Annotated in this window: 23 protein-coding genes; 15 read left to right on the top strand and 8 right to left on the bottom strand. The window is 70.6% G+C overall.

What is annotated here, in order from left to right:
- Positions 1 to 9 precede the first annotated feature (9 nt).
- Entirely contained in the window at positions 10 to 585 is a 576-nt protein-coding gene (locus AB0I69_RS01060) for a DUF5134 domain-containing protein (RefSeq protein ID WP_363093338.1), read from the bottom strand.
- Between the two features lie 191 nt (positions 586 to 776).
- Between AB0I69_RS01060 and AB0I69_RS01065 the strand changes: the two genes are divergently transcribed.
- The 3 genes from AB0I69_RS01065 (at position 777) to AB0I69_RS01075 (ending at position 5,786) form a co-directional block, all read left to right on the top strand.
- A complete protein-coding gene (locus AB0I69_RS01065) occupies positions 777 to 2,489 on the top strand; it encodes an FUSC family protein (protein ID WP_363093339.1) in 1,713 nt (570 codons plus the stop codon).
- Positions 2,486 to 3,058 carry a MarR family transcriptional regulator gene (locus AB0I69_RS01070; RefSeq protein WP_363093340.1) on the top strand — a complete coding sequence of 191 codons (573 nt, stop codon included), beginning with the start codon at positions 2,486 to 2,488 and terminating at the stop codon, positions 3,056 to 3,058. Before AB0I69_RS01065 ends, AB0I69_RS01070 begins: the two co-directional genes overlap by 4 nt.
- A gap of 118 nt (positions 3,059 to 3,176) precedes the next feature.
- Complete coding sequence (locus tag AB0I69_RS01075; protein WP_363093341.1) at positions 3,177 to 5,786, top strand: cellulosome protein; 2,610 nt, start codon at positions 3,177 to 3,179, stop codon at positions 5,784 to 5,786.
- A 19-nt stretch (positions 5,787 to 5,805) separates the two neighbouring features.
- Here AB0I69_RS01075 and AB0I69_RS01080 read toward each other — a convergent pair whose 3' ends face one another.
- The 3 genes from AB0I69_RS01080 to AB0I69_RS01090 all read right to left on the bottom strand — a co-directional run bounded on the left by AB0I69_RS01080 (position 5,806) and on the right by AB0I69_RS01090 (position 8,185).
- Positions 5,806 to 6,858, bottom strand: a complete 1,053-nt coding sequence (locus AB0I69_RS01080) for an aldo/keto reductase (protein WP_363093342.1) — start codon at positions 6,856 to 6,858, stop codon at positions 5,806 to 5,808.
- 73 nt (positions 6,859 to 6,931) lie between these two features.
- Positions 6,932 to 7,696, bottom strand: a complete 765-nt coding sequence (locus AB0I69_RS01085) for a VOC family protein (protein ID WP_363093343.1) — start codon at positions 7,694 to 7,696, stop codon at positions 6,932 to 6,934.
- A 96-nt stretch (positions 7,697 to 7,792) separates the two neighbouring features.
- On the bottom strand, positions 7,793 to 8,185 hold the full coding sequence (locus AB0I69_RS01090; RefSeq protein ID WP_363093344.1) for a VOC family protein: 393 nt from the start codon (positions 8,183 to 8,185) through the stop codon (positions 7,793 to 7,795).
- A gap of 264 nt (positions 8,186 to 8,449) precedes the next feature.
- On the opposite strand from AB0I69_RS01090, the gene AB0I69_RS01095 reads away from it, so the two are divergent.
- Positions 8,450 to 8,989, top strand: a complete 540-nt coding sequence (locus AB0I69_RS01095; RefSeq protein WP_363093345.1) for a GNAT family N-acetyltransferase — start codon at positions 8,450 to 8,452, stop codon at positions 8,987 to 8,989.
- A 3-nt stretch (positions 8,990 to 8,992) separates the two neighbouring features.
- Here the strand turns inward: AB0I69_RS01095 and AB0I69_RS01100 are convergent, their stop codons facing one another.
- Complete coding sequence (locus AB0I69_RS01100; RefSeq protein WP_363093346.1) at positions 8,993 to 9,676, bottom strand: glycerophosphodiester phosphodiesterase family protein; 684 nt, start codon at positions 9,674 to 9,676, stop codon at positions 8,993 to 8,995.
- A gap of 438 nt (positions 9,677 to 10,114) precedes the next feature.
- Here AB0I69_RS01100 and AB0I69_RS01105 point away from each other — a divergent pair, with 438 nt between their 5' ends.
- The 5 genes from AB0I69_RS01105 (at position 10,115) to AB0I69_RS01125 (ending at position 14,716) form a co-directional block, all read left to right on the top strand.
- Positions 10,115 to 11,512 carry a DUF6421 family protein gene (locus tag AB0I69_RS01105; RefSeq protein WP_363093347.1) on the top strand — a complete coding sequence of 466 codons (1,398 nt, stop codon included), beginning with the start codon at positions 10,115 to 10,117 and terminating at the stop codon, positions 11,510 to 11,512.
- 38 nt (positions 11,513 to 11,550) lie between these two features.
- On the top strand, positions 11,551 to 12,297 hold the full coding sequence (locus AB0I69_RS01110) for an SDR family oxidoreductase (protein WP_363093348.1): 747 nt from the start codon (positions 11,551 to 11,553) through the stop codon (positions 12,295 to 12,297).
- Positions 12,294 to 13,364: a low specificity L-threonine aldolase gene (locus tag AB0I69_RS01115; protein WP_363093350.1), complete on the top strand. Its 1,071-nt coding sequence runs from the start codon at positions 12,294 to 12,296 to the stop codon at positions 13,362 to 13,364. The genes AB0I69_RS01110 and AB0I69_RS01115 overlap by 4 nt, the downstream gene beginning before the upstream one ends.
- A 78-nt stretch (positions 13,365 to 13,442) precedes the next feature.
- Positions 13,443 to 14,015 (top strand): transglutaminase family protein, encoded by a 573-nt coding sequence (locus tag AB0I69_RS01120; RefSeq protein ID WP_363093351.1) that lies wholly within the window; start codon positions 13,443 to 13,445, stop codon positions 14,013 to 14,015.
- Between the two features lie 8 nt (positions 14,016 to 14,023).
- The gene (locus tag AB0I69_RS01125; protein WP_363093352.1) at positions 14,024 to 14,716 is read left to right on the top strand and encodes a phenylalanine--tRNA ligase beta subunit-related protein; all 693 of its coding nucleotides are present in this window, start codon (positions 14,024 to 14,026) and stop codon (positions 14,714 to 14,716) included.
- Positions 14,717 to 14,720: 4 nt separating this feature from the next.
- Here AB0I69_RS01125 and AB0I69_RS01130 read toward each other — a convergent pair whose 3' ends face one another.
- Together AB0I69_RS01130 and AB0I69_RS01135 are read right to left on the bottom strand one after the other, a co-directional pair.
- Entirely contained in the window at positions 14,721 to 15,449 is a 729-nt protein-coding gene (locus AB0I69_RS01130; protein ID WP_033278392.1) for a lysophospholipid acyltransferase family protein, read from the bottom strand.
- Between the two features lie 186 nt (positions 15,450 to 15,635).
- Positions 15,636 to 16,052, bottom strand: coding sequence for a DUF4395 domain-containing protein (locus AB0I69_RS01135; protein WP_363093353.1), 417 nt, complete (start codon positions 16,050 to 16,052; stop codon positions 15,636 to 15,638).
- A 75-nt stretch (positions 16,053 to 16,127) separates the two neighbouring features.
- On the opposite strand from AB0I69_RS01135, the gene AB0I69_RS01140 reads away from it, so the two are divergent.
- The 4 genes from AB0I69_RS01140 (at position 16,128) to AB0I69_RS01155 (ending at position 19,331) form a co-directional block, all read left to right on the top strand.
- Positions 16,128 to 16,541, top strand: coding sequence for a thioredoxin family protein (locus tag AB0I69_RS01140; protein ID WP_262062821.1), 414 nt, complete (start codon positions 16,128 to 16,130; stop codon positions 16,539 to 16,541).
- 208 nt (positions 16,542 to 16,749) lie between these two features.
- A complete protein-coding gene (locus AB0I69_RS01145; protein WP_363093354.1) occupies positions 16,750 to 17,265 on the top strand; it encodes a flavin reductase family protein in 516 nt (171 codons plus the stop codon).
- Between the two features lie 243 nt (positions 17,266 to 17,508).
- Positions 17,509 to 18,297, top strand: coding sequence for an electron transfer flavoprotein subunit beta/FixA family protein (locus tag AB0I69_RS01150; RefSeq protein WP_363093355.1), 789 nt, complete (start codon positions 17,509 to 17,511; stop codon positions 18,295 to 18,297).
- A gap of 71 nt (positions 18,298 to 18,368) precedes the next feature.
- Positions 18,369 to 19,331, top strand: coding sequence for an electron transfer flavoprotein subunit alpha/FixB family protein (locus AB0I69_RS01155; RefSeq protein ID WP_363093356.1), 963 nt, complete (start codon positions 18,369 to 18,371; stop codon positions 19,329 to 19,331).
- Positions 19,332 to 19,386: 55 nt separating this feature from the next.
- Here AB0I69_RS01155 and AB0I69_RS01160 read toward each other — a convergent pair whose 3' ends face one another.
- On the bottom strand, positions 19,387 to 20,286 hold the full coding sequence (locus AB0I69_RS01160; protein ID WP_363093357.1) for an endonuclease/exonuclease/phosphatase family protein: 900 nt from the start codon (positions 20,284 to 20,286) through the stop codon (positions 19,387 to 19,389).
- Positions 20,287 to 20,467: 181 nt separating this feature from the next.
- Here AB0I69_RS01160 and AB0I69_RS01165 point away from each other — a divergent pair, with 181 nt between their 5' ends.
- Complete coding sequence (locus tag AB0I69_RS01165; protein ID WP_363093358.1) at positions 20,468 to 21,772, top strand: aldolase/citrate lyase family protein; 1,305 nt, start codon at positions 20,468 to 20,470, stop codon at positions 21,770 to 21,772.
- Between the two features lie 95 nt (positions 21,773 to 21,867).
- Positions 21,868 to 24,066, top strand: a complete 2,199-nt coding sequence (locus AB0I69_RS01170; protein ID WP_363093359.1) for a protein kinase — start codon at positions 21,868 to 21,870, stop codon at positions 24,064 to 24,066.
- The last annotated feature ends 7 nt before the right edge of the window (positions 24,067 to 24,073 follow it).

Consider the following 24,073-nt stretch of genomic DNA (forward strand, 5'->3'; position numbering starts at 1 on the left):
CGTACAGCGTCAGAGCGTCAGCAGCATCGCGACCATGGCGATCCCCATCGACAGCCGGCACGCCCGCGCCAACTCCGGCCGGTCACCCCATCCGACGCTCCCGCTCCCGTTCCTGTTCCCGCCTCCGCCCCCGGCTGCCGTCGCGGTGACGGGCACCAGCCGGACGCCGGACAGCAGCACGTATCCCACGAAGTAGAGGAGCAACAGGCCGGTCACGAGCGGGACTCCGGAGGTGCCGTGCTCGTGGTGGTGTCCGGGGGAGGCCCCCATCACGAGCGCCATGTAGACCATGGCGGCCGTACCCAGCAGATGGTGCACATGATGCGGGCTCCTGCGCGCCGCCCACAGGGCGCGCAGCGCCGCCGCGCCGAACACCGCCGCGTAGCCGGGCCACGCCCACGACGGTGGTGCGAACACCGCGGCGGGCACGGCCATCGCGGCCATGCCGAAGCCCATCAGCGCCTCGCCGCCCGCGGCCCGGCGCTGTTCCTCGACGGGGCTGCGCATCCGCAACAGGCAGTAGGCCCCGGTCGCCGCGCACAGCGCGACCAGCAGCCAGCCGGGCGAAGCCGGTCCACCATGCACGCGCATCCCCCCGCACTCGGCTTCACTCTCCGTCGACAGTCGGTCACAGGATGCCCGTGCCGCACGGGGCGCAACCAAGCGCAACGGGGTACACGGGGAGCACTCGGCGGAGCGCGGCAGGTCGGAGGTGTGCCGAAAGCGTGCTCGCGCAAAATATTTCACGAGTAAAACACCTGTTAAGCTTGTTTCTCATGAGCAGTGCGACCCCCGCCCCCGCCCCACGCGTCCGACGCCTTCCGCTCGCCGGCGTCCTGCGCCTCGGCAGGCCCTCCGACATCTGGTTCAAGCCCGCGCTCAGCGCGGTCGCCTCGGTCGCGCCGCCCAACCTCACGCTGCTGGCCCTCGGCCGCCTCGACCTGGCGATGTACGCGATGGCCGGCTCCCTGTGCGCGCTCTACGCCCACAACAAGCCCTACGCCGCCCGGGCCCGCGCCCTGGGGTGGGTGGTGCTCGGGATGATCGCCGGTCTAGCCGTAGCGCTGGTCACCGCCTCCCTCGCCACCAACGCCGTCGTGCTGGTCACCGTCGGCGCCGCCCTGGCCGCCGTACAGAAGGGGCTGTGCGACGTGACCCGGATCGGTCCGCCCGGCAACGTCGTCCTCACCTTCATCAGCTCCGCCTCGCTCTTCGCGCCGCAGACACTCGGCCAGGTTCCCGGGCACCTCGCGCTGGCCGCCGCCGCGGGTGTCTGGGCGTGGCTCGTCGGCATGGCGCCAGGGCTCGTCCGGCCGTACGGCCCGGAGCGCCGTGCCACGGCCCAGGCCCTGAACGCCGCCGCCGCGTACGCCGCCACGCACGGCACCGGCGACGGCCACGCAGACGGCCCCGGAGGCGGTGACGCACGCGCGCGTGCCGCTGCGGCAGCCGCCGTCCACGCCGCCTGGCAGTCCCTGCTCGCCACCGGTACCCGCGCCGCGCCCCGGCGTGCTCTCGAACGCCTCGTCGTTCGCGCCGAGGTCGCGCTCGCCGCGCCCGTGGACGCCGACCCGGAGCGGCTGCGCACCTGGGCCCGCGAACTGCGCGGCAGAGGGCCGGTCCCGGGGACCGACGACCCGGCAGGCGCCGTAGCGGAACTCCTCGGTGTGGACGCCGAACTCGCCGCCCCCGCCCGCCCGTTGTGGACCAGGTTCGGCCCGCTCACCCCCCTCGTGCTGCGCACGGCGATCGGGTGCGCGCTCGCCGGATACGTCTCCCTCGCCCTCGGTGTCGGCCGCCCCTACTGGGCCCTCGTCACCGCGGCCTCCCTCTACCAGGCCAACATCACCCTCACCTGGGGCCGGGGCGTGCAGCGGGTCGTCGGCAATCTCGTCGGGGTGCTGGTCTTCGCGGTAGTCGCCCCGCTGGCCCACGCGCACCCGGCGGCCCTCGTGCTGTGCTGCCTGGCCTTCAACTTCGGCGCCGAGGCGCTGATCGGCCGCAACTACTGGCTCGGCAGCGTCTGTGTGACCCCGATGGCGCTGCTCATCACGGAGTTCGCCCGAACCCAGCAGCCCGGCGAACTGATCACCGAGCGGATCGTGGACACCCTCGTCGGCGCCCTGGTCGGCCTCGTGGCAGCGGCCGTCGTCACCAACCGCCGCGCGACCGACCGCATCGAGGAGGCGCTGACCGCGGTCGAACAGGCCCGCGAACGGGCGGCGCGCCTCCTGGCGGAACCGGCTCCCGCGCGCGGGACACTGGAATCCGCGCACCGCGCACTCGCCGCCGCGCTGGTCGAACTGCGCGCCACCGTCGACGCGGCATCCGGCGAGTGGTGGCAGCGCGCACTGCCGCAGGAGCGGGTCGTGCTCGCCGAACAGTCCGGACACCGTACGCTCGCCGCGACGGTACGACGCCAGGAGTCGCACTCCTGGCCGACCGGTGATGGGCGCACGGGCAGGAAGACGGAGGGCGTACGGGGATGACGGCAACGAATGGACGGCCGGTGGACGGGGACGGCGCGGCCCGCCCAACCCCTCCGAGTGCGACCCGGCGCGACACAGTCGCCGCCGTCGTCGGACAGTGGCAGGCCGTGCACCCCGACCTCGACACCGGCCCGATGGAGATCATCGGCCGCATCAACCGGTGCGCCGCCCTGCTCCAGCAGGCCGAGGACGCGCCCTTGCGTCGGGCCGGGCTCAGCCGTCCCGAGTTCGACCTCCTCGGCGCGCTCCGGCGCACCGGGCACGAGCTGACGCCGAGCGAGCTGACCCGGGAGACCTTCTCCTCGGGCGCCGCCGTCACCAAGCGCCTCAAGCTGCTGACCGAACGCGGGCTGGTCGAGCGCCGCGGCGACACCCGCGACCGCCGCGTCGCCCACGTCCGCCTCACGGACACCGGCCGTGACCTCGTCGACGCGATCCTGCCCGAGCAACTCGCCTACGAGACCACCGTGCTCTCCGGGCTGGACAACCCCGGACAGGGCGAACTCGCCTCCCTGCTCGGCGAGTTGCTGGTCCAGCTGGAAGGCCGGCTGGGCATGCTGCGCGTCTGAGCCGCCGTACGAGGGCGCCGACGGACCGTTGACGCGAGTCGCGTGATCTCCCTACGTTCGATCAAGTCGGTTCGGGACACCGGCTGGCGTACGACATGTCGAACAAGGGATTGATGCCGTGGCAGCCGCAGCCTCCGCCGCCCCCACCTCCGGGAAGCTCACCATCGACCTCGGCACCGACACGGGCCCCTTCCACGGAGGCGCCAGCGGCACGCTGTACGGCCTCTACGGCGACGGCGTCCCCAGCCGCAACGCCGTCGAGGGCATGTACGTCCGCACGGTCTCCACCAAGGCCCAGGACGGCACCCAGCACCCGGGCGCCGACGCCCTGGAGATCCTGCGGCCCTTCGTCGAGGCCGGCGGCCAGGACGTCTACGTCTACATGACCGACATCTACCGCGGCTTCCCCTACGAATGGCCCGGCGCCACCGGAGCCGAGCGCCTCGCCGACTTCACGGCGCGCGTCCGCAGGCAGGTCGAACAGGTGCTGACGCTCGGCGCGTACAAGTCCCACGTCGTCTACGTCCCGTTCAACGAGCCCGAGGGCAACATGTTCGGCACGGGGGAGTGGAGCTACGACCAGATCTCCTGGCGCACCGAACCAGGTCACTACTTCACCGCCTGGCGGCACCTCTACCGCCTCATCAAGGAACTCGACCCGGGCGCCCGGATCGCCGGCCCCAACACCTGCATCCTGTACGACGAGGTCAAGAGCTTCCTGGAGTTCGCCAAGGCCGAGGACGCACTGCCCGACGTCATCACCTGGCACGAGCTGTCCTCGCCGGACGAGATCCGCACGAACGTCGCCAAGTACCGTGCGCTGGAACGCGAGTTGGGCATCGGCCCGCTGCCCGTCAACATCAACGAGTACGCCCACAACTACCACTTGTCCGTCCCGGGGCAGATGATCCAGTGGATCGCCGCGATCGAGGAGTCCAAGGTCGACGCCGACATGGCGTACTGGAACATCGACGGCAACCTCAACGACTCGGTCGTGGAAGCCAACAAGGGCAACGGGCAGTGGTGGCTGTTCAACGCCTACGGGCAGTTCACGGGCAACACCGTCAGGGTCACCGCGCCCCACCCCAACGTCCAGTACACGCTGCAGGCCGTCGCCGCGCTCGACCGGGGCAAGCGGCAGGCGCGGGTGCTGCTCGGCGGTACGGGCGGATCCGTGGACGCCGTGTTCGAGCACGTCGACCCCGAAGTCTTCGGTACGACCGTCCACCTGCGGATCCTGGAGATCCCCTGGACGGGCCAAGTCGGCGCCTCCGCAGAGCCGTTGCGGCTCGCCGATCACCAACTGCCCGTCGTGGACGGCAAAGTGACGCTGCGTCTGACGGAGCTGGAGGAGATGTCGGCGTACCAGGTGATCCTGTCCCCGGGGGGCGAGGGGGCCGTAGCGCTGCCGCCCTCGGTCGGCTGGCGGCGTTCGTACCAGGCGGAGGACGCGGCCTACATCGGTGACGGCCATTCCCTGAACGGGCCCGAGGGATCCCCGTCCGACGTCGACAGGTTCGCCACGTCGACCGGCTACCACGTGGGCGGACTCCGCACCGGTTCCGACGGCGTGCTCGCCTTCTCCGTGGAGGTCCCGCAGGACGGGACGTACGACGTGAGTGTCTTCGCCAACTCGTACAACCTGGCCGACGCGGTGCGCGAGCAGGGGCCCACCAACGTCTTCCTCCGCGTCGACGGCAGGCACCCGCAGGAACTCAGGCTGCCGCTCGGCTACAAGTGGGCGGTGTGGGGCCACACCGACACCCGGGTCGAGCTGACCGCCGGCGCGCACACCATCACCCTCGCCGCCATGGACCCCGACCTCGGCGCCACGCGCGGTGACGCGGTCGTCGACAAGATCGACCTCGCCCTCCGCGGCGACCAGGTGACCGGGCCCGCGCTGTACGACGCCGAGTTCGCTGCCCTGGGCGGCGGTGCCCGCGTCGACTACGCGCAGCGCGGAGCCTCCGGCCCCGGCGTCGCCGTACTCCCGCGGGGCGGCACCGCCACCTTCTGGGTGCACGCGGTGGGCGACGGGGAGGCGGCGGTGACCGTCGATCGGATCGGTCCCGGGGAGGGTGTGGTGACGATCAACGGTGAGGACGTGGGGATCATCGGCGGAGACGACATGAGGATTGTTGAACGATCCCCTGCTCCCCTGTTCCTCACGTCAGGCATCAACAAGGTCACCGTCACCGCCACTTCGGACCAACTGGTCCTGGACCGCCTACAGGTAGGGCCGTCACGCGGGCTCCTGCCCACCTCGACACACCCGGGAGAGGAAGGCACCACGACCGGCAGTGCCCGGGTCACCGGCGCCCATACGTTCGCCACCGGCGGCAAGGCGGTAGACGGGATCGGCGGCGGACCCGCGAACGCCCTCACCCTCACCGTGACGGCACAGCGGGCCGGCCGGCACGCGCTCACGATCCGCTACTCCAACGGCGAGCAGGCGCCCGCCACCCACTACAACCCGGACCCGGTCTGCCGCCACGCGGACATCGCGGTCAACGGGGCCGCCCCTCGACGCGTCCTGTTCCCGACCACCTTCCACTTCAACAACTTCCACGACCTCTCCGTCCCCGTCACCCTCGAACAGGGCGCCAACACCCTCACCTTCACCGCCGACGAACTCCCCGACCACGACGGCCATTCCAGGAACCAGTACGGCCAACGCTCCGCGTACGCGCCGGTGATCGACCAGGTGACGGTGACGGCGCTGGCGTGACACAGATGGTGCCGGGGTGTCACAGGACCTCGGTCGCCGTACGCCGGTAGCCGGACCGTCGGTCGTCGATGTCGGCCCAGCGGTCGCCGTAGATGGTTTGGACGACGGCCGGCTCCCGTACGAAGTCGTGCGGGAAGCCGAGGGCCACCGCGCTCACCTCGTCGAGTCGCGCGACGGCGTCGGCGTCGAGGCGGACGTCGACGCAGCCGAGGTTGTCGGCGAGTTGGTGTTCCTTGGTGGCCGCGACGATGGGGACGATGTTGCCGGCCCGGCCCAGCAGCCAGGCGAGCGCGACCTGGGCCGGACTCCAGCCGCCCTGTTCGGCGATCTCCAGGACGGCGGTGACGACGTCCTCCTCCCGAGCGTCCGGCTTGTCGCTCCAGCTGTCGAGCCGCCCCGCCTCACCTCGGCGGTACTTGCCCGTGAGCTTCCCGGCCGCCAGCGGCGCCCACGCCAGTACCGCCTGGCCGAACGCCCGTGCCTGCGGGAGCAGTTCACGCTCCGGTGTCCGCTCCAGCAGGTTGTACCGCAGCTGCGAACCGGCGAACGCGGTCCAACCCCTCAGCTCCGCAAGCGTGTTGGCCTGAGCGATCTCCCACGCGGGCCAGTCCGAGACACCGACGTACAGCACCTTGCCGGAACGGACGAGGTCGTCGAGCGCCCGCATCACCTCGTCGACCGGGGTGAAGTTGTCGCGGGCGTGCACCCACAGGACGTCGAGCCGTTCCGTGCGCAGCCGTTCCAGGCTCGCCTCCACCGACCGCACCAGGTTCTTGCGGTGGTTGCCGGCCGAGTTGACGTCCCCCGTGCGGGTCCCGCACGTGTACTTGCTGGCCAGCACGAACTCCTCGCGCCGCCCCTCCAGCAGTTCGCCGAGGATCCGCTCCGAGTCGCCGCCCGAGTAGATGTCCGCCGTGTCGATGAAGTTGCCGCCCGCGTCGGCGTAGGCGTCCAGGAGCCGGGCGCTGGTCTCCTTGTCGGAGCCGTGGGCAGAGTCGTCGCCCATGACCATCGCACCGAGGCTCAGCTCGCTGACGCGCAGACCGGTCTTGCCGAACAGTGTGTAACGCACGATCAGTTCCCCTTCAGGCAGGTCGTGCGTACGACGCTAGGAGCTGGAGCGCACTTCAGCGCAAGGACCCGTCTCAGCCCTCCCCACGGTCCGCGTACACCCCGAACACCGCCCCCTGCGGATCCCGCAGCACCGCGATCCGCCGTACGTCGGCGATGGACGTGGGTTGCATGAGGACCGTGCCGCCCGCCTCCGTCGCCGTCGCGGCCGTGGCGTCGACGTCGGTCACGGCGAAGTACGGCAGCCAGTGCGGGGACACCTCCGGCGGGAACTTCTCGTCCATCGTCATCATGCCGCCGAAGTCGGCCCCGTCGACGCCCCATTGGGGGTAGTGCTCCGAGGGGCGGACGGTCCAGCCGAACACCGTCGTGTAGAAGGTCTCCGCGCGCTCGGGGGCCCGGGTCAGCAGCTCCACCCAGCCCAGCGAGCCGGGCGCGTTGAACAGCCCGGCGCCGGGGAAGGTCCGTGCCTGCCACATCTGGAACGCGGCGCCGCCCGGATCCATGGCGACCGTGAAGCGGCCGATGTCGAACACCTCGATCGGTTCCATCAACACCGTTCCGCCCGCCGTGCGCACCTTCTCCGCGGTCGCGTCGGCGTCCGCCACCGCGAACGACACGTTCCACGCCACTGGTTGAGTCTCCTGGTACAGCGGCGTCAGCGCGGCGACCGCCGCGTCCCCGATGTGCGCGACCGTGTAGCCGCCCGCCTCCTGCCGGGGATCGGTCTCCGGACGCCAGCCGAGCACGTCCGCGTAGAACCGCTTGGCCGCCTCCAGATCACTGGTCCCCAACTCGGTCCAGCAGGGTCCACCGGTCACCGGCCTGTCGAGCTTCATGGCGTTCCTTCCGCAGAAAGCTCCCCTCCCAGCACGCTAAGCCCGGGCTGCGACCCGGGCCATCCGGCACGGAAGGGCACCCGGCCCACCGTAGGCCTAGATCCCCGGCCGATACCGCAGCGGATGATCCGCGGGCACCTCCACCAGTACGATCCGCGTCCCGTCCGGATCCGAGACCCACATCTCCACCAGCCCCCAGGGCTCCTTCACCGGCGGCCGTACGATCTCCACCCCCTTGCTCCGCAACTCCTCGTACACGGCCCCCGCGTCCGCGACCTGCAGCCACAGCTGTACGGCGGGGGAGGGCGGGACGTCCGCACGCCCCGAGACCTCCAGGAACCCTCCGCCGAGGAAGTAGACGGTCCCGCGCTCCGTCCCCGTGCCGAACTCCCGGTAGACGGGCAGCCCCAGTTGCTCGCCGTAGAAGACTCGGGAGCGTTCGGGATCGGTGGGGCGCAGCAGGATACGGCTGCTCAGTACGTGCACCATGCGGCCGGAGCCTAGGGCCTGTCCGGCGGATCCTGCCGCAGACGCGGGGTCTGGCACGCCCACCTGCGGCGTTGTCGTCGGTCGCCGACGGCTCCGCGTCGACTCCCTCCTCCGCCTTGCAGCTGCACGCACCAGACCCCGCTCAGCGGCGCTGATCAGGTGCCGTTGCTTTCCTGCGACCTGATCCGCCGGACAGGCCCTAGCCCCCGGGGTCGCGTTACTCTCGTCTCTGCCCGAGCCGCGCCCTGATCGGAGTTGTGCACCATGGACACCGCTGCCACCGGACTGACCTTCCGCGACGCCACCGACGCCGATGTGGACGCCTTGGTGGTGTTGATCGAGTCGGCCTACCGGGGCGACGACAGCCGGGCCGGCTGGACCACCGAGGCGGACATCCTCGAAGGGCAGCGGACCGATCCCGAGGGTGTGCTCGCGGTCATCAAGTCGCCCGACGGCCGACTGCTGGTCGTCGAGCGCGACGGCCAGGTCGTCGCCTGCTGCCAGCTCGAACACCGCGGCGACCACGCCTACTTCGGGATGTTCGCGGTCAGCCCGCAGCTCCAGGGCGGCGGCCTCGGCAAGGTGATCATCGCGGAGGCGGAGCGCACGGCCCGGGAGACCTGGGGTGTGCGGGAGATGCACATGACCGTGATCTCCGTACGGAACGACCTCATCGCCTGGTACGAGCGCCGCGGCTACCGCCGTACGGGCCGGATGACCCCGTTCCCGTACGGCGACGAGCGGTTCGGCGTGCCGCAGCGCGACGACCTGCAGTTCGAGCTGCTGGTCAAGGAACTCGCATAGCCGTCATGCCGTGAAGCGGCCCGTGCGTTTGATCTCCGGGTAGTCGGTGGTCGCGCCGTCCAGTCCCAGGGCGCGTACGAGCCGCAGCTGGTCCTGTGTGTTCACCACCCAGCCGATGATCTTCAGGTCCGCCTTGCGGGCCGCTTCGACGACCTCCAGGGTCAGCCTGCGGATGTTGAGGCAGACCGTTTCGGCACCGGCCTCGGTGGCGCGCTCCACCACGTCGGGACCGAAGCGGCTCGCGATCAGCGCGGTCCGTACGCCGGGTACCAGACGGGCGATCTCGGTGATCGCCTCGTCGTGGAACGAGGACACCTCGACCCGCCCCACCAGTTCCCGCCGGTGCATGACCTCGGCCAGTGCCCGGGCCGCCGCCAGGTCCTTGATCTCGGCCTGGAGCGGTGACCCGACGGCGTCCAGCACCTCCTCGAAGGTGGGGACACGCTCGCCGCGGCCCGCGTCCAGGGTGCGCAGTTCGCCGAGGGTCCGCTCGGCGATCGGACCGGTCCCGTCGGTCGTACGGTCCACGTCGGCGTCGTGCATGACGACGAGGGCACCGTCCTTGCTCAGATGCAGATCGAGTTCGATGACATCGAGGCCGGCCTGCTCGGCGGCGACGAAGGAACGGAGAGTGTTCTCGGGTTCGAGACCCATGACTCCGCGGTGACCGATGGTAAGGAAGTTCAAGGTTCAACTCGCTTCCGTCGACGGCGGCTGGGGGTCCCCCCGCTCGAGCGAAGCCGAGAGTGGGGGAACGCGAGCGTGGCGCGGCCGGACACCGGCGTCCACGCGGCAGAGCCGCAGCCTAACGGCCGGGCCCGGCGATGTACCCGTGCGTACACGGGGGATTGGGGGTGACGGGAGCGGCCGGCCTGCGCGGCGCCGGTCGGGGCGGTCACCCGCAGGTGGGCGAGTCCCCGGGGGATTGACCGGTGGCCGGTTTCACCGCTCCGGACCCCGGGTAACCGCGCGATGCCCGTATCGGCGGCCGTCATGGTTTCCGGCAGGAAAAAGTTCGGTCACAGGGAGGGGTCGGCAGGATAATTTCCCGAGGGTCCCCTTGCTGGGAGAAAGCACGTATGTATACGGTTTCCTGACGCGCGGTTCTCCTGTGGAGGGTGAGGCATGACGGAAATTCTTGTGCAGGTGGGTTCGGAGGAGCGGGTTCCTCCCGTGGTCGGGGTGGTGGAGCATCCGGCATGGCCCGTGCTCAAGGATGCCGTGGAGCGGATCCGGCCATGGCAGGCCAAGGACGGATCGATCGATTTCGAGGCGGAGGGCGCGCCGGACCGTACGACCGCGGAGAGCGCCGTACGCAGTGTCGTGGCGGCCGTGGCGGAGCTGTCCCCGCTGCTTCCGCACGACCGCGCCTACCACGAGGCCCTGGCCGCGGACCTGCGCCGCTGGGCCGACGGCGGCTTCCAGGTGCCCGACTTCCTCGACTCACTGCTGGCCTTCCAGCCCGCCGCGAACCGCCGGGACGGACTCCAGCACCTGGTCGTCTTCCCCATGTACACGCAGAACGGCAACCCGGACCGCAACCTCGAAGCGGTCGTCCTGCGCATGGTCTGGCCCGAATGGCTGGCCGAGCTGGAGGCGACCCGCTACGACAACCCGCTGTTCTGCGGCATCACCTTCGAGGACTTCACGTCCGGCTACGACACCAACTCGGCCGTGCTCTTCCCGGAGACCATCGCCGTACGCCAGGCGCCGGAACGGTTCTCCTGGGGTGGCATCTTCTGCGACCGCGAGGCCGCCCGCTTCCGCCGGGTCACCGAGGCCGCCGTCGACATCCTGGGCATGCGACTGCCCGAGGACATCGCCACGATGGTCGACGACCAGAAGCGCTGCGAGGAGGCCTTCGTCCTGTGGGACATGGTCCACGACCGCACCCACAGCCACGGCGACCTGCCCTTCGACCCGTTCATGATCAAGCAGCGCCAGCCGTTCTGGATGTACGGCCTGGAGGAGCTGCGCTGCGACCTCACCGCCTTCAAGGAGGCCGTGAAGCTGGAGGCCGACGGCGTCCCGCAGGCCCGTGACGTGCAGTACGCGGTCCTCTGCGACCGCATGTTCCGCTTCCCGGTCACCGGCGAGCGCGTGCGCAACTACGACGGTCTCGGCGGCCAGCTCCTCTTCGCCTACCTGCACAAGCACGACGTCGTCCGCTGGACCGACAACAAGCTGCACATCGACTGGCAGCGCGCCCCCGAGGTCACCAACCAGCTGTGCGCCGAGATCGAGGACCTCTACCGCGCGGGCATCGACCGCCCCAAGCTGGTCCACTGGTTCAAGGCCTACGAGCTGGTCGCGACGTATCTCGCCCCGCACCCGGGCTCCCGCTGGGCCAAGGGCCCGGACGCCCTGGACCTGACACAGCCGCCGCGGAAACTCGTGGATGACGTGCTTCCGGACGAGTTTCCGCTGAGCATGTTCTATGAGGCCCTCTCCAAGAAGCTGAAGAACGTGATCGCCTCGACCAAGGGCATCACCGCGGAGAGTGCAGAGCGGATCGCCGCGTGAGCGACCGCACGACGAAAGTGGCTCAGGAGGCGAGGACCATGGGGAACGGGGCGCTCAACGGCGCGGTGATCGCGGTGGCCGGAGCAGGCGGGCCCGCGGGCCGTGCCGTGCTGCTGCGGCTGGCCGAGGCGGGCGCGACCGTCGTCGGGGCGGACGCACATCCCGAACGCCTGGCGGAGGCCGTGGACGCGGCCCGCTACGCGCACGGCGGCGCCACCGTCGTCGGCGACACGGTCGACCTGCTCGACCCGCAGGCGACCCGCGACTGGGCCGAGCACATCGAGAAGGACTTCGGCCGCGTCGACGGCCTGGTCCACCTCGTCGGCGGCTGGCGCGGCAGCGCGTCCTTCACCGAGACCGACCTCGCCGACTGGGACCTGCTGGAGAAACTCCTCATCCGCACGGTCCAGCACACCTCCCTGGCCTTCTACGACGGCCTGGAGCGCAGTGACCGCGGGCGCTATCTCCTGATCAGCGCGGCCGGCGCCAGCAAGCCCACCGCGGGCAACGCGGCGTACTCCGCCTCCAAGGCCGCCGCCGAGGCCTGGACCCTCGCGATGGCCGACGGCTACCGCAAGGCGGGCGGCGCGGACGGGCCCAGCTCCGCCGCCGCCATCATGGTGGTGAAGGCACTGGTGCACGACGCGATGCGCGCCGAACGCCCCAACGCGAAGTTCGCGGGCTTCACCGACGTCAAGGACCTCGCCGAGGCCATCGCCGGCGTCTGGGACAAGCCCGCCACCGAAGTGAACGGAAACCGTCTGTGGCTGACCGAGAAGCCGTGAACCCTCCGAAGACCGACGCCCGTCGCCACCACGACCCGGAGATCCGCGGCTTCGCCAGCGACAACTACGCCGGCGCCCACCCCGAGGTGCTCGCCGCCCTGGCCCTGGCCAACGGCGGCCACCAGGTCGCGTACGGCGAGGACGACTACACGGAGAACCTCCAGGGCATCATCCGCAGCCACTTCGGCGCCACGGCGGAGGCCTTCCCGGTCTTCAACGGCACCGGCGCGAACGTCGTCGCACTCCAGGCGGTCACCGACCGCTGGGGCGCGGTGATCTGCGCCGAGAGCGCCCACATCAACGTCGACGAGGGCGGCGCCCCCGAACGCATGGGCGGCCTCAAGCTGCTCACCGTGCCCACCCCCGACGGCAAGCTCACACCCGAACTGATCGACAAGCAGGCCTTCGGCTGGGACGACGAGCACCGCGCGATGCCGCAGGTCGTCTCGATCACCCAGAGCACCGAACTCGGCACGCTCTACACGCCCGACGAGATCCGTGCGATCTGCGACCACGCCCACGCACGCGGCATGAAGGTCCACCTCGACGGCTCCCGGATAGCCAACGCGGCGGCCTCACTTGACGTCCCCATGCGGACGTTCACCAACGCGGTCGGCGTCGACATCCTGTCCCTGGGCGGGACGAAGAACGGCGCGATCTTCGGCGAGGCGGTCGTCGTGATCAACCAGGACGCCGTCAGCCACATGAAGCACCTGCGCAAGCTGTCCATGCAGCTCGCCTCCAAGATGCGCTTCGTTTCGGTGCAGTTGGAGGCGCTGCTCGCCAAGGACCTGTGGCTGCGCAACGCCCGCCACGCCAACGAGATGGCCCAGCGCCTCGCCGAGGGCGTGCGCGCGGTGCACGGTGTCGAGATCCTTTACCCGGTGCAGGCCAACGGCGTGTTCGCCCGCCTCCCGCACGACGTGAGCGAGCGCCTGCAGCAGCGCTTCCGCTTCTACTTCTGGAACGAGGCCGCCGGCGACGTCCGCTGGATGTGCGGCTTCGACACGACCGAGGACGACGTGGACGCGTTCGTGGCGGCGCTCAAGGAGGAGATGGCGCACTAGCGACAGAGTGTGCATAGGTATGCGGTCACCTGAAAAGTAATTGACTCTCGGGTGATCGCTTTCCTATGCTCTGCAGGCATGGAGCTGATCCAGAACACCCCCGACCTGTCCGCCTACTTGGCCGCCGACGAGGTCATCGACCACGACCATCCCCTCGTACGGGAGACGGCCGCGCGTCTCGCCAGGAGTGCCGCGGACTCGTATGGCTATGCGCGGCTGGCGTTCGAGTTCGTCCGCGACACCATTCCCCACTCGCAGGACTCCGGTGACCCGCGTGTCACCTGGCGGGCCTCCGACGTCCTGGAACAGGGCACCGGCGTCTGCTACGCCAAGGCGCACGCGCTGGCCGCGCTGCTGCGGGCCGAGGACATCCCCACGGCGCTCTGCTACCAGAAGTTCGACGTGGTCCACGGGCTGGTCGCCGTGCGGTTCAACGGGGCCTGGCACCGGCAGGATCCGCGCGGCAACAAGCCGGGCGTGGACGCGCAGTTCTCGCTCGACGGCGAGCAGTTGGCCTTTGTGCCCGACCCCGAGTTCAATGAGCTGGACTATCCAGACCTGTACGCTGAACCGCACCCGGTCGTGCTGAGCGCCCTCAAGGCCGCCCCGGACCGGCCGCACCTGTGGCAGACACTCCCGACCGCACTCTGAGGCAGACCATGACCCTCACCCTGACCGTGTCCGACGAAGTCCGTGCCCTCGCCCCCGGGTTCACCCATGTCGTGATCGAGGCGCACGGACTGGTCAACGGGCCGAGCACCGACGCGAGTTCGGCGCTCCTCGACGACGCGGGCCGCCGCCTGGCCGTACGACTGGACGGTCGCGCCCCGCACGAGGACCCGCACATGGTGGCCTGGCGCGAGACGTACACGGCGTTCGGATCGAAGCCGTCGCGCACCCGCAACTCGGCGGAGGCGCTGGCCAAGAGGGCGCTCACGGACGCCGGACTGCCCCGGATCAATCTGCTGGTCGATCTCTACAACGCCGTCAGCGTCGCCCACTTGATCCCCGTGGGCGGTGAGGATACCGACCGCATCCAGGGCGGGATGACCCTCGTACGGGCCACCGGGGACGAGGACTTCGTGACCGTCGCGGGCGGCGAGGAGGTCGTCGAACACCCCGACGCGGGTGAGGTCGTGTGGTGTGACGCGGTCGGTGTCACGTGCCGCCGCTGGAACTGGCGGCAGGGGCCGCGGACGAGGCTCACGGAGGAAACGACCGCCGCCGTCTTCCTGTTGGAGAGTCTGGCGCCGATGCCGGTCGCCGAGGTCGAGCGTGCGGGTGCCGAACTGGCCGAACTGCTGGAGAAGTTCAGCCCCGGGGCGCGGATCACCGTCCACGCCCCGGCGTGACGATTCAGCGAGCCTCGGCCGCCTTGACCTCTTCGGGGGTCGGTGCCGTGCCGCCGAGATGGGCCGGCATCCACCAGGTGTCGTCCGGGCCGTTCGGGCGCACCGGATAGGCGCGCTGGGCGGCCTCCAGGAGTTCCTGGATGCGCTCGCGCAGACGCCGGGTGATCGCACCCGCGTACTGGTCCTGGGGGGCCTCCACCGGCTCGCCGACCCGGATGGTGATCGGGGTGTGGCTGCGCTTGAAGTTCTTCGGGTGGCCCTTGGTCCACAGGCGCTGGGTGCCCCACAGCGCCATCGGGATCAGCGGTACGCCGGCCTCCTGGGCCATGCGCGCCGCACCGGACTTGAAGCTCTTCAGGGTGAAGGACTGGGAGATGGTCGCCTCGGGGAAGACGCCGACGATCTCGCCGGACCGCAGCGACTCCAGCGCGTGCTGGTAGGCCGTCTCGCCCTGCTTGCGGTCCACCGGGATGTGCTTCATGCCACGCATCAGCGGGCCCGAGATCTTGTGCCGGAACACCGACTCCTTCGCCATGAAGCGCACGAGGCGCTTCTGCGGCAGGGCGGCGAGACCGTCGAAGATGAAGTCCAGGTAGCTGATGTGGTTGCTGACCAGCACGGCGCCGCCCGAGCGCGGAATGTTCTCCGACCCCTTGCAGTCGATCTTGAGGTCCCAGGCCTTGAACAGCGTTTGGGCGAGACCGATGACGGGGCGGTAGACAAGCTCAGCCATGGACGGGGTGGACCCTTCTCTCTGCCTGGAAGGGGTTCTCCGGGCGGGAAAGTTACGCAGCCGTAGGTTTACGGCATTGCGCAGATCGTGCCCGAAGAACGGACGAGTGGCCAGTCCTCGTGCCGCAGAACGGCGAGATCCTCGTCACGTCCATCACTTGATCCACCTCGGCCTTTTAAGTTTCCTTTACTCTGCGCGAACCGTCACCCGGCGCACGAGCAGGTACATCTCGCACCCGAGGCAGTACCCGAACGCGGCATTGAGGAACGCGGCGGCGAGTGCGGCGCCGGTCGCCGCGAGCCCCAGCCAGTCCGGCCCGAGGCCGAAACCGACCAGTCCCACCACGGCGAAGCCCAGCCCGACCGCCTGCGCGAACCGCGGCGGCTCCGGTGCCTCGAACTCGGTCGGCGGCCCGATCCGGGGCCGTACGGCCGTCCGGAACAGCCAGCCGTACGGCGAACGGCCCACGCCGCCCACCGCGCCCAGCGCGAACGCCAGGGTCTGCCAGGCCAGCAGCCAGAAGCTGCCGGTGATCAGCACGACCGCCAGTACTACGGTCGTCATGGCCGCCCCGAAACGCGGCCCTCTCGCATCGATGTCCATGAATCAAGGATTCCGCAGCAGAAACGATTCGTAGTGCTGGGAATCTTTGCAGTCTTGTGAACGCTGGAGCAGTGGATGACCGGACTCGTGGTGTGCGTGGTGGTGCTCGCGGCGGCGAGCGCCTACGGAGTGCTGCATCGGCGGCGGAGCGGGAGAGTACGCGTGCGCGGGCGCGACGGCGGAAAACGGCTCGGCGCCGCCGAGTTGGGCGGCGATCTCGGCGAGAAGGCCACCCTGGTGCAGTTCTCCAGCGCCTTCTGCGCGCCCTGCCGGGCCACGCGCCGGGTGCTCGGCGAGGTGGCCGGCATGGTCCCGGGCGTGAGCCACATCGAGATCGATGCCGAGGACCACCTGGACCTCGTACGGGAACTCGACATCCTGAAGACCCCCACCGTGCTGGTTCTCGACGCCGACGGGCGGGTTGTACGGCGCGCCACCGGCCTCCCCCGCAAGGCGGATGTCATCGCGGCTCTGGGGGAGGCGGTCTGACGGTCGTGGCGACGACGGTGAGTCATCTCCCATATGCCGGAACGTACTTGACTGCGCGCACCACCTATCGTCAACCTGACCGTATGCCTTCGGAACTCCTTCTCTACGGGCGGGTGCACGTCGACCTGGCCCGCACCGCGAGCGCGCGCTGTCCGGGCTGTTGAGCAGCCACGGACCCCGCTCGTCCACTCCCCAGAAGGACACGTCCATGACGGCCACGCCCGACCTCGGCACCCGTACCCCTCAGCTCGCCTCTCCCGACTTGCTGCGTTCCGTCTTCCGGCAGCACGCGGCCGGTGTGGCGGTGATCACCGCGCGCGGTGAGAACGGCCCGGTCGGCTTCACCGCCACCTCGCTCAGCTCCGTCTCCGCGCAGCCCCCGATGCTGTCCTTCGGGATCAGCACCGGTGCGTCCAGCTGGCCCGCGATATCCGGGGCCGGCCATGTCGGCGTCCACATACTCGGCGAGCACCAGGAACAGTTGGCCGCCACCTTCGCCCGCAGCGGCGCCGACCGGTTCGGGGCTCCGACCGCATGGCGCGAGGGTCCCGAGGGCGTGCCGGTTCTCGACGGTGTGCTCGCCTGGCTGGTGTGCCGGGTCGTCGCGCGCGTGCCCGCGGGGGATCACCGCGTCGTGCTGGCCGAGGTCGTCCTCGGTGACCCCGCGGGCTCCGGCCGCCCGCTCCTCTATCACCAGGGGCGCTTCAACGGGCTGCGTGACTGAGACCACTCCGCGTGGGTGACGGGCCACCCTGCGGAAGCGTCGAGTTCCGATTACGCTGCGTTGCACAGGTCACAGTTCAAAGCGCTTGCTTAGCGGGCACCCCCTGGGGGAGCGTAGGAGTGCGTACTGGCGAGTAATATTTCGCTCGGAGCACCGGTCGCCCCCACCGGGAACGGCCGTTCAGGGCGCCTATGCTGCCTGGAAGTAGGCAGCCGAAAATGACGATGCAGTAGGAGAGCCGGCGTGAGCTTGAGGATCGTTGTCACTGTGAAGTACGTGCCCGACGCCACTGGCGACCGGCACTTCGCCGATGACCTGACCGTCGACCGGGACGACGTGGACGGTCTGCTCTCCGAGCTCGACGAGTACGCGGTCGAGCAGGCGCTGCAGATCTCCGAGAACTCGGACGACGACGTGGAGATCACCGTCCTGACCGTGGGCCCGGAGGACGCCAAGGACGCCCTGCGCAAGGCGCTCTCCATGGGCGCCGACAAGGCGATCCACGTCGAGGACGACGATCTGCACGGCACCGACGCCATCGGCACCTCCCTGGTCCTGGCCAAGGCGATCGAGAAGGCCGGCTTCGACCTGGTCGTCTCCGGCATGGCCTCCACCGACGGCACCGCCGGTGTGATCCCCGCCCTGCTGGCCGAACGCCTGGGCGTCCCGCAGGTCACGCTGCTCTCCGAGGTCTCCGTGGCGGACGGCGTCGTCAAGGGCCGCCGTGACGGCGACACCGCCAGCGAGCAGCTGGAGGCCTCCCTGCCGGCCGTCGTGTCCGTCACCGACCAGTCGGGCGAGGCGCGTTACCCGTCCTTCAAGGGCATCATGGCCGCCAAGAAGAAGCCGGTTCAGGCCTGGGACCTCTCCGACCTGGAGATCGACGCCGACGAGGTCGGCCTCGAAGGCGCCTGGACCGCCGTCGACTCCGCGGCCCAGCGCCCCGCGCGCACCGCCGGCACGATCGTCAAGGACGAGGGCGAGGGCGGCAAGCAGCTCGCCGAGTTCCTCGCGGGCCAGAAGTTCATCTAAGGCCCACAAGGGTCACGGCCCAACTCGCTTACCTCCCCTCAGACTTCGCACGCACGCAGGAGACCATTCCCATGGCTGAAGTTCTCGTCTACGTCGACCACGTGGACGGCGCCGTCCGCAAGCCCACCCTGGAGCTGCTGACCCTGGCCCGCCGTATCGGCGAGCCCGTCGCGGTCGCCCTCGGCCCCGGTGCCGAGAACACCGCCGCCGCGCTCGCCGAGCACGGCGCGGTGAAGGTGCTGACGCACGACGCCGCCGAGTACGCCGACTACCTCGTCGTCCCGAAGGTGGACGCCCTGCAGGCCGCCGTCGAGGCCGTCTCCCCGGCCGCCGTCCTGGTGCCGTCCTCCGCCGAGGGCAAGGAGATCGCCGCCCGCCTCGCGGTGCGCATCGGCTCCGGCATCATCACCGACGCCACCGACCTGGAGGCCGGTGACGAGGGCCCCGTGGCCACGCAGTCGGTGTTCGCCGCCTCCTTCACCACCAAGACCCGTGTCTCCAAGGGCACCCCGGTCATCACCGTGAAGCCGAACAGCGCCGCCGTGGAGGCCGCCCCCGCCGCCGGTACCGTCGAGGCCCTCGCGGTCACCTTCTCGGACAAGGCCACCGGCACCAAGGTCACCGCGCGCACCCCGCGCGAGTCGACCGGCCGCCCCGAGCTGACCGAGGCCGCCATCGTCGTCTCCGGCGGCCGTGGCGTGAACGGCGCGGACAACTTCGCGATCATCGAGGCTCTCGCCGACTCCCTCGGCGCGGCCGTCGGTGCCTCGCGTGCCGCCGTCGACGCCGGCTGGTACCCGCACTCCAACCAGGTCGGCCAGACCGGCAAGAGCGTGTCCCCGCAGCTGTACATCGCCAACGGCATCTCCGGCGCGATCCAGCACCGCGCCGGTATGCAGACCTCGAAGACGATCGTGGCCGTCAACAAGGACGCCGAGGCCCCGATCTTCGACCTCGTCGACTACGGCGTCGTCGGCGACCTCTTCGACGTCGTCCCGCAGCTCACCGAAGAGGTCAACTCCCGCAAGGGCTGATGCCTTTGAGGTTGTACGAGGCTCCCGTGACCCATGTGGTCGCGGGAGCCTTCGTTCATCCCAGGGTGATGGTGGACTGCACGGGCAGATGGTCGCTCGGGAACTGGCTGTTCTCGGAGAAGGTGTTGAGGGCCGTCCGGCGCACGGTGACTCCCGGGGAGACCAGGATCCAGTCGATGCGGGGACCTTCCGGCACGAGTGCGCGGTAGCCGTGGAAGCTGCCGTAGAGCTGCCCGCGCGCCGCCGCCGCGTCCCAGGTGTCCCTCAGGCCGGCGCCCGCGCCCAGCATCGTGGAGTAGACCGAGGTGGTGTACGCGGCGGTGTTGAAGTCGCCGGTCACCACGAGCGGCAGGGAGCGGTCGAGGCGGGCGATCCGTTCGGCGATGAGCGTGGCGGCGCGCTCGCGCGCGTACTGGCTCGCGTTGTCCAGGTGGGTGTTGAGGACGTAGAACTCCCGCCCGCCGTCGCCGAGATCGCGGAAGCGGATCCATGTGACGATGCGCGGGTGGGCGCCGCCCCAGGTGTTCGACCCGATCACGGCGGGCGTGTCGGAGAGCCAGTACTGGTCGTACTCGACGGGGGCGAGGCGGCGGGTGTCGTAGAAGATCGCCGTCTCCTCGTCGTGGCTGCCGCCCTTGCGGCCGCCGCCGATCCAGTCGTAGTGCGGCGCGAGGTCGTGCTTGATGTCCTGCAACTGGCCGTAGAGGCCCTCCTGGGTGCCGATGACGTCGGGGGCCGCGCGGAGCAGCAGGTCGCGCATCACCGGGCGGCGGACCTTCCAGCTGTTGGGCTCGTCGCTGCTGGCGTAGCGGAGGTTGAACGTCATGACGTCCAGCAGGCGGGTCTCGTGCCGGGCGGAGGCGGAGCGTACGGTTCCGATGAGTGGCAGGGCGATGGCGGCCGCCACCAGCGTGGTCAGCCCCGCGCGGCGGGTCACCGTTCTGACAGTCGACATGTGCACCCCTCCCCTTGCGAGTCAGGATGATGGGGCGAGGCGCTGGGCGGAAGAGGGCCTCGGGGTCGCAGTGAACGCCCGGGTTCAGGCGTGGACAGGGTGTTGACCGGCGGGAAGCTCCATGGATAACTTCGTTCTACGGATTGTTGATTCCGTAGAGCGGAAAACTGGAGGCTGTGGGATGGGTCAGGGCGAGCAGGAGAAGGTGGCGACGAGCCTCGCGGGCGCGGTCAGCGAGGAGATCAGCGCCTCCCTGGCACCGGTCGACGCCGAACTGGAGCGCCGCTACCCCGGCGACCCCGGCACCCGCCAGCCCGTCCACACGGTCTACGTCCCCGGTGACGTCTTCGCCGCCGACACGATCCGCTCCTGGGGCGACCGGGCCCTCGCCGCCCTCGACGAGCACGCCCCCGACGCCGCCTCCTTCGCCGCCGTCCTCGGCCTCTCCGACGATCTCGCCGAGCCCGTCCACGCGCGCGTGCGGGCCAAGTTGGAACGCGAGCCCATCGAGGACCTGCGCGTCGACTTCGAGGACGGCTACGGCCCCCGCCCGGACGCCGAGGAGGACGAGGCCGCCGCCCGCGCGGCCCGGCTGATCGCCGAGGCGTACGAGAAGGGCACGGCGGCGCCGTACATGGGCATCCGGATGAAGTGCATGGAGGCGCCGGTGCGCGACCGGGGCATCCGCACCCTCGACATCTTCCTGACCGGACTCATGGAGGCCGGCGGACTGCCGGACGGCCTGGTCCTGACCCTGCCCAAGGTCACGTACGCCGAGCAGGTCACCGCGATGGTGCGCCTCCTGGAGGCCTTCGAGAAAGCACGCGGGCTGGAGCCGGGCCGGATCGGCTTCGAGATCCAGATCGAGACCAGCCAGTCCATCCTCGCCACCGACGGCACCGCCACCGTCGCCCGCATGATCCAGGCCGCCGAGGGCCGCGCCACCGGCCTGCACTACGGCACCTTCGACTACAGCGCCTGCCTCGGCGTCTCCGCCGCCTACCAGGCCAGCGACCACCCGGCCGCCGACCACGCGAAGGCGATCATGCAGGTCGCCGCGGCGGGGACGGGCGTACGCGTGTCGGACGGTTCGACCAACGTGCTGCCGGTCGGCCCGACGGCCAAGGTGCACGACGCCTGGCGGCTCCACTACGGCCTCACCCGACGCGCCCTGGCCCGCGCCTACTACCAGGGCTGGGACATGCACCCCGCTCACATCCCCACCCGTTACGCGGCCGTCTTCGCCTTCTACCGCGAGGGCTTCGAGCAGGCCGCCGCCCGCCTCGCCCGCTACGCCAACCACGCCGGCGGCGACGTCATGGACGAGCCCGCGACCGCCAAGGCCCTCAGCGGCTATCTGCTGCGCGGCCTGGACTGCGGCGCGCTCGACCTCGCCGAGGTGGCCGGGGCGACCGGGCTGACCCGGACGGACCTGGAGGGCTTCGCGTCGCCCCGGCGAGGCGACCTGACGGCGTCCGCCAAGTAGCGGACCTGTCACAGGTGTTGGCGCCGGGTTCTGTTGTCACTGCCGCCCCGTAGGCTGTACGGCGGTCATGGATGTGCCACAGGGACGGAGCGGCGGTGCCTTCGGGGGAGAGCGGACACGTGGACGGGGTCGGCCGACTGCTGGCCGGGCGCTATCGCGTCGTGGCCCGACTCGGGCGCGGCGGCATGGGCGTCGTCTGGCGGGCCGTCGACGAGGTCCTCGGCCGTGAGGTCGCCGTCAAGGAACTGCGCACCTTCACCGACTCCTACGGGCCCGAACTGGCCGACCTGCGGCTGCGGATGCAGCGCGAGGCACGGGCGGCGGCACGGGTCCGCCATCCCGGCGTGGTCGCCGTGCACGACATCGCCGAGGTCGACGGACGCCCGCTGATCGTCATGGAGTTGATCGACGGCCCGTCCCTGGACGACGTACTGGGGGAGCGCGGCCCCATCGGCCCCCGCGAGGCGGCCGGCATCGGCGCGAAAGTGATGGAGGCGCTGGCCGCCGCGCACGCCGTCGGTGTCCTGCACCGCGATGTGAAGCCGGGCAACATCCTGCTGGACCGTTCGGGCCGCGTCGTCCTCACCGACTTCGGCATAGCGACCATGGACGACCCGGGCGACGGCTCCGCCACACACCTCACGCGCAGTGGCGAACTCATCGGCTCCCTGGACTACTTGGCCCCTGAGCGCGCCCAGGGCGCCGACCCCGGCCCGGCCTCCGACGTCTGGGCGCTGGGCGCGACGTTGTACGCGGCGGTCGAGGGCGCCTCACCGTTCCGGCGTACGTCCACGTACTCCACCCTCACGGCGATCGTCTCCGAGCCGCTGCCGGAACCCCTCAGGGCCGGTCTCCTCGGCCCTGTCCTGCGCCAACTGATGGACAAGCGACCGGAGTTGCGCCCGGACGCCGAGCGGGCGCGGGGGATGCTGGAGACGGTGGCGAGAGGGCCGGCGACGGATACGCCCACGGCTGCGTTGCGTGGTTCGCACGGGGTGGCGGAGGGCGGGGCTGCCGCGGTGCCGCCCGGAGGAAGCGCGGCGACGGGAGCCGAGGCTCCGGAGTCGAAGGAGGCAACGGAGGCTGGGGGAGCGGGACTTGAGGCCTCGGAGCCCGCTCGGGCCGGGGAACCGGGTACGGATGCCGTTGAGCCGACGGCACCCGAGGAGAGCGCCGGGGCCGTAGACGCGGCCGGGAAGGGCTACGCATCCGCAGCGTCCGGAGCTCCGGACGGACAGGGCGTCGGACCGGGGAAGGCCTCCGATTCGGCCGAGCCGGGATTCGGTGGTGCGGCGTCGGACAGCGGCGGCCCGTCCGAGCAGTCGGGAGCGCGGGCGGCTACGAGCGGTTCTGCCGACGGGCCCGGGCCGGAGGATGTACTGGCACCTGGGTCGCCGAGGAATCCTTGGGCGTCGGCGTACCGGGCGGAGACAGCGGGGGAGCAAGGGCCAGGAGCTCCAGGACAGCCCAGGGCGGCCGTGCACGCAGCGAACTCCGCGCCGTGGTCCGCGGCGGACGCGCAGGGGCCTGGTTCCACGGCCCCTTCCCCAGCCGTACCCCAGGGCTTCGGCCCGCCTCTCGCACCCGTACCGCACACGTACGCCCCTACCGGTCCCGCCACTCCGTCCCGCCGAAGGGCGCGCGTCCTGATCGCCGCCGTGGCCGGCGCCGTCGTCCTCGTCGGCGCCGGAGTCGCCTATGCCCTGCACAACGCGCACGACAACGAGGCCGCCACCCGGCCCTCGGTGGCGTCCGCTCCGGCCGGTGCCGTCTCCTCGCCCACCGGGCGCACCGACGCCGGTCACTCGGACGGTCCCAAACCCACGGGCCAGGGCGAGGAGAAGACTCCGGCCCCGGCCGGGACGCCGGGCGGGAACAGCGAACCCACGCCCTCGGACCGGGGCTCCACCTCTTCCCCGACCAAGCCCACGAGCGGCAGCACGGCCGGTGGCGCCAACGGCGGTTCGGGCAACGGCGGTTCGACGGGCAGCTCCAGCTCGCCCAGCCCGGCACCGGCCTGCCAGTCCATCGGCGGCGGCAAGTACAACTGCCAGGTGTGGCGCAGCGCCAAGTCCTACACAGCGTCCGGCACCGAAGTCGGTGTCCTCGGCGCGGGTACCAACTACTTCTTCTGCCAAGAGAACCTGGGCCGCCGCGAGACGTACGGTCAGTGGACCAACACCTGGTGGGCGAAGACGGACGACGACAGCGGCAACACCAACGTCTATGTCAGCGACGTCTACCTCAAGGGCGGGGACAACGACGAGCCGGTGCCGGGCCTCCCGGTCTGTTGAAGTCTCT

It is taken from the genome of Streptomyces sp. NPDC050508, assembly GCF_040655155.1.
GTDB lineage: Bacteria > Actinomycetota > Actinomycetes > Streptomycetales > Streptomycetaceae > Streptomyces.

What these genes read in the sequence shown, in the direction of transcription:
- AB0I69_RS01120 (WP_363093351.1), top strand. Translation starts at nt 13,443, where the DNA reads ATGGAGCTGATCCAGAACACCCCCGACCTGTCCGCCTACTTGGCCGCC.
- AB0I69_RS01160 (WP_363093357.1), bottom strand. Translation starts at nt 20,286, where the DNA reads ATGTCGACTGTCAGAACGGTGACCCGCCGCGCGGGGCTGACCACGCTG.
- AB0I69_RS01165 (WP_363093358.1), top strand. Translation starts at nt 20,468, where the DNA reads ATGGGTCAGGGCGAGCAGGAGAAGGTGGCGACGAGCCTCGCGGGCGCG.
- AB0I69_RS01090 (WP_363093344.1), bottom strand. Translation starts at nt 8,185, where the DNA reads ATGGTGCACGTACTGAGCAGCCGTATCCTGCTGCGCCCCACCGATCCC.
- AB0I69_RS01155 (WP_363093356.1), top strand. Translation starts at nt 18,369, where the DNA reads ATGGCTGAAGTTCTCGTCTACGTCGACCACGTGGACGGCGCCGTCCGC.
- AB0I69_RS01105 (WP_363093347.1), top strand. Translation starts at nt 10,115, where the DNA reads ATGACGGAAATTCTTGTGCAGGTGGGTTCGGAGGAGCGGGTTCCTCCC.
- AB0I69_RS01125 (WP_363093352.1), top strand. Translation starts at nt 14,024, where the DNA reads ATGACCCTCACCCTGACCGTGTCCGACGAAGTCCGTGCCCTCGCCCCC.
- AB0I69_RS01070 (WP_363093340.1), top strand. Translation starts at nt 2,486, where the DNA reads ATGACGGCAACGAATGGACGGCCGGTGGACGGGGACGGCGCGGCCCGC.
- AB0I69_RS01135 (WP_363093353.1), bottom strand. Translation starts at nt 16,052, where the DNA reads ATGGACATCGATGCGAGAGGGCCGCGTTTCGGGGCGGCCATGACGACC.
- AB0I69_RS01095 (WP_363093345.1), top strand. Translation starts at nt 8,450, where the DNA reads ATGGACACCGCTGCCACCGGACTGACCTTCCGCGACGCCACCGACGCC.
- AB0I69_RS01130 (WP_033278392.1), bottom strand. Translation starts at nt 15,449, where the DNA reads ATGGCTGAGCTTGTCTACCGCCCCGTCATCGGTCTCGCCCAAACGCTG.
- AB0I69_RS01145 (WP_363093354.1), top strand. Translation starts at nt 16,750, where the DNA reads ATGACGGCCACGCCCGACCTCGGCACCCGTACCCCTCAGCTCGCCTCT.
- AB0I69_RS01140 (WP_262062821.1), top strand. Translation starts at nt 16,128, where the DNA reads ATGACCGGACTCGTGGTGTGCGTGGTGGTGCTCGCGGCGGCGAGCGCC.
- AB0I69_RS01065 (WP_363093339.1), top strand. Translation starts at nt 777, where the DNA reads ATGAGCAGTGCGACCCCCGCCCCCGCCCCACGCGTCCGACGCCTTCCG.
- AB0I69_RS01085 (WP_363093343.1), bottom strand. Translation starts at nt 7,696, where the DNA reads ATGAAGCTCGACAGGCCGGTGACCGGTGGACCCTGCTGGACCGAGTTG.
- AB0I69_RS01110 (WP_363093348.1), top strand. Translation starts at nt 11,551, where the DNA reads ATGGGGAACGGGGCGCTCAACGGCGCGGTGATCGCGGTGGCCGGAGCA.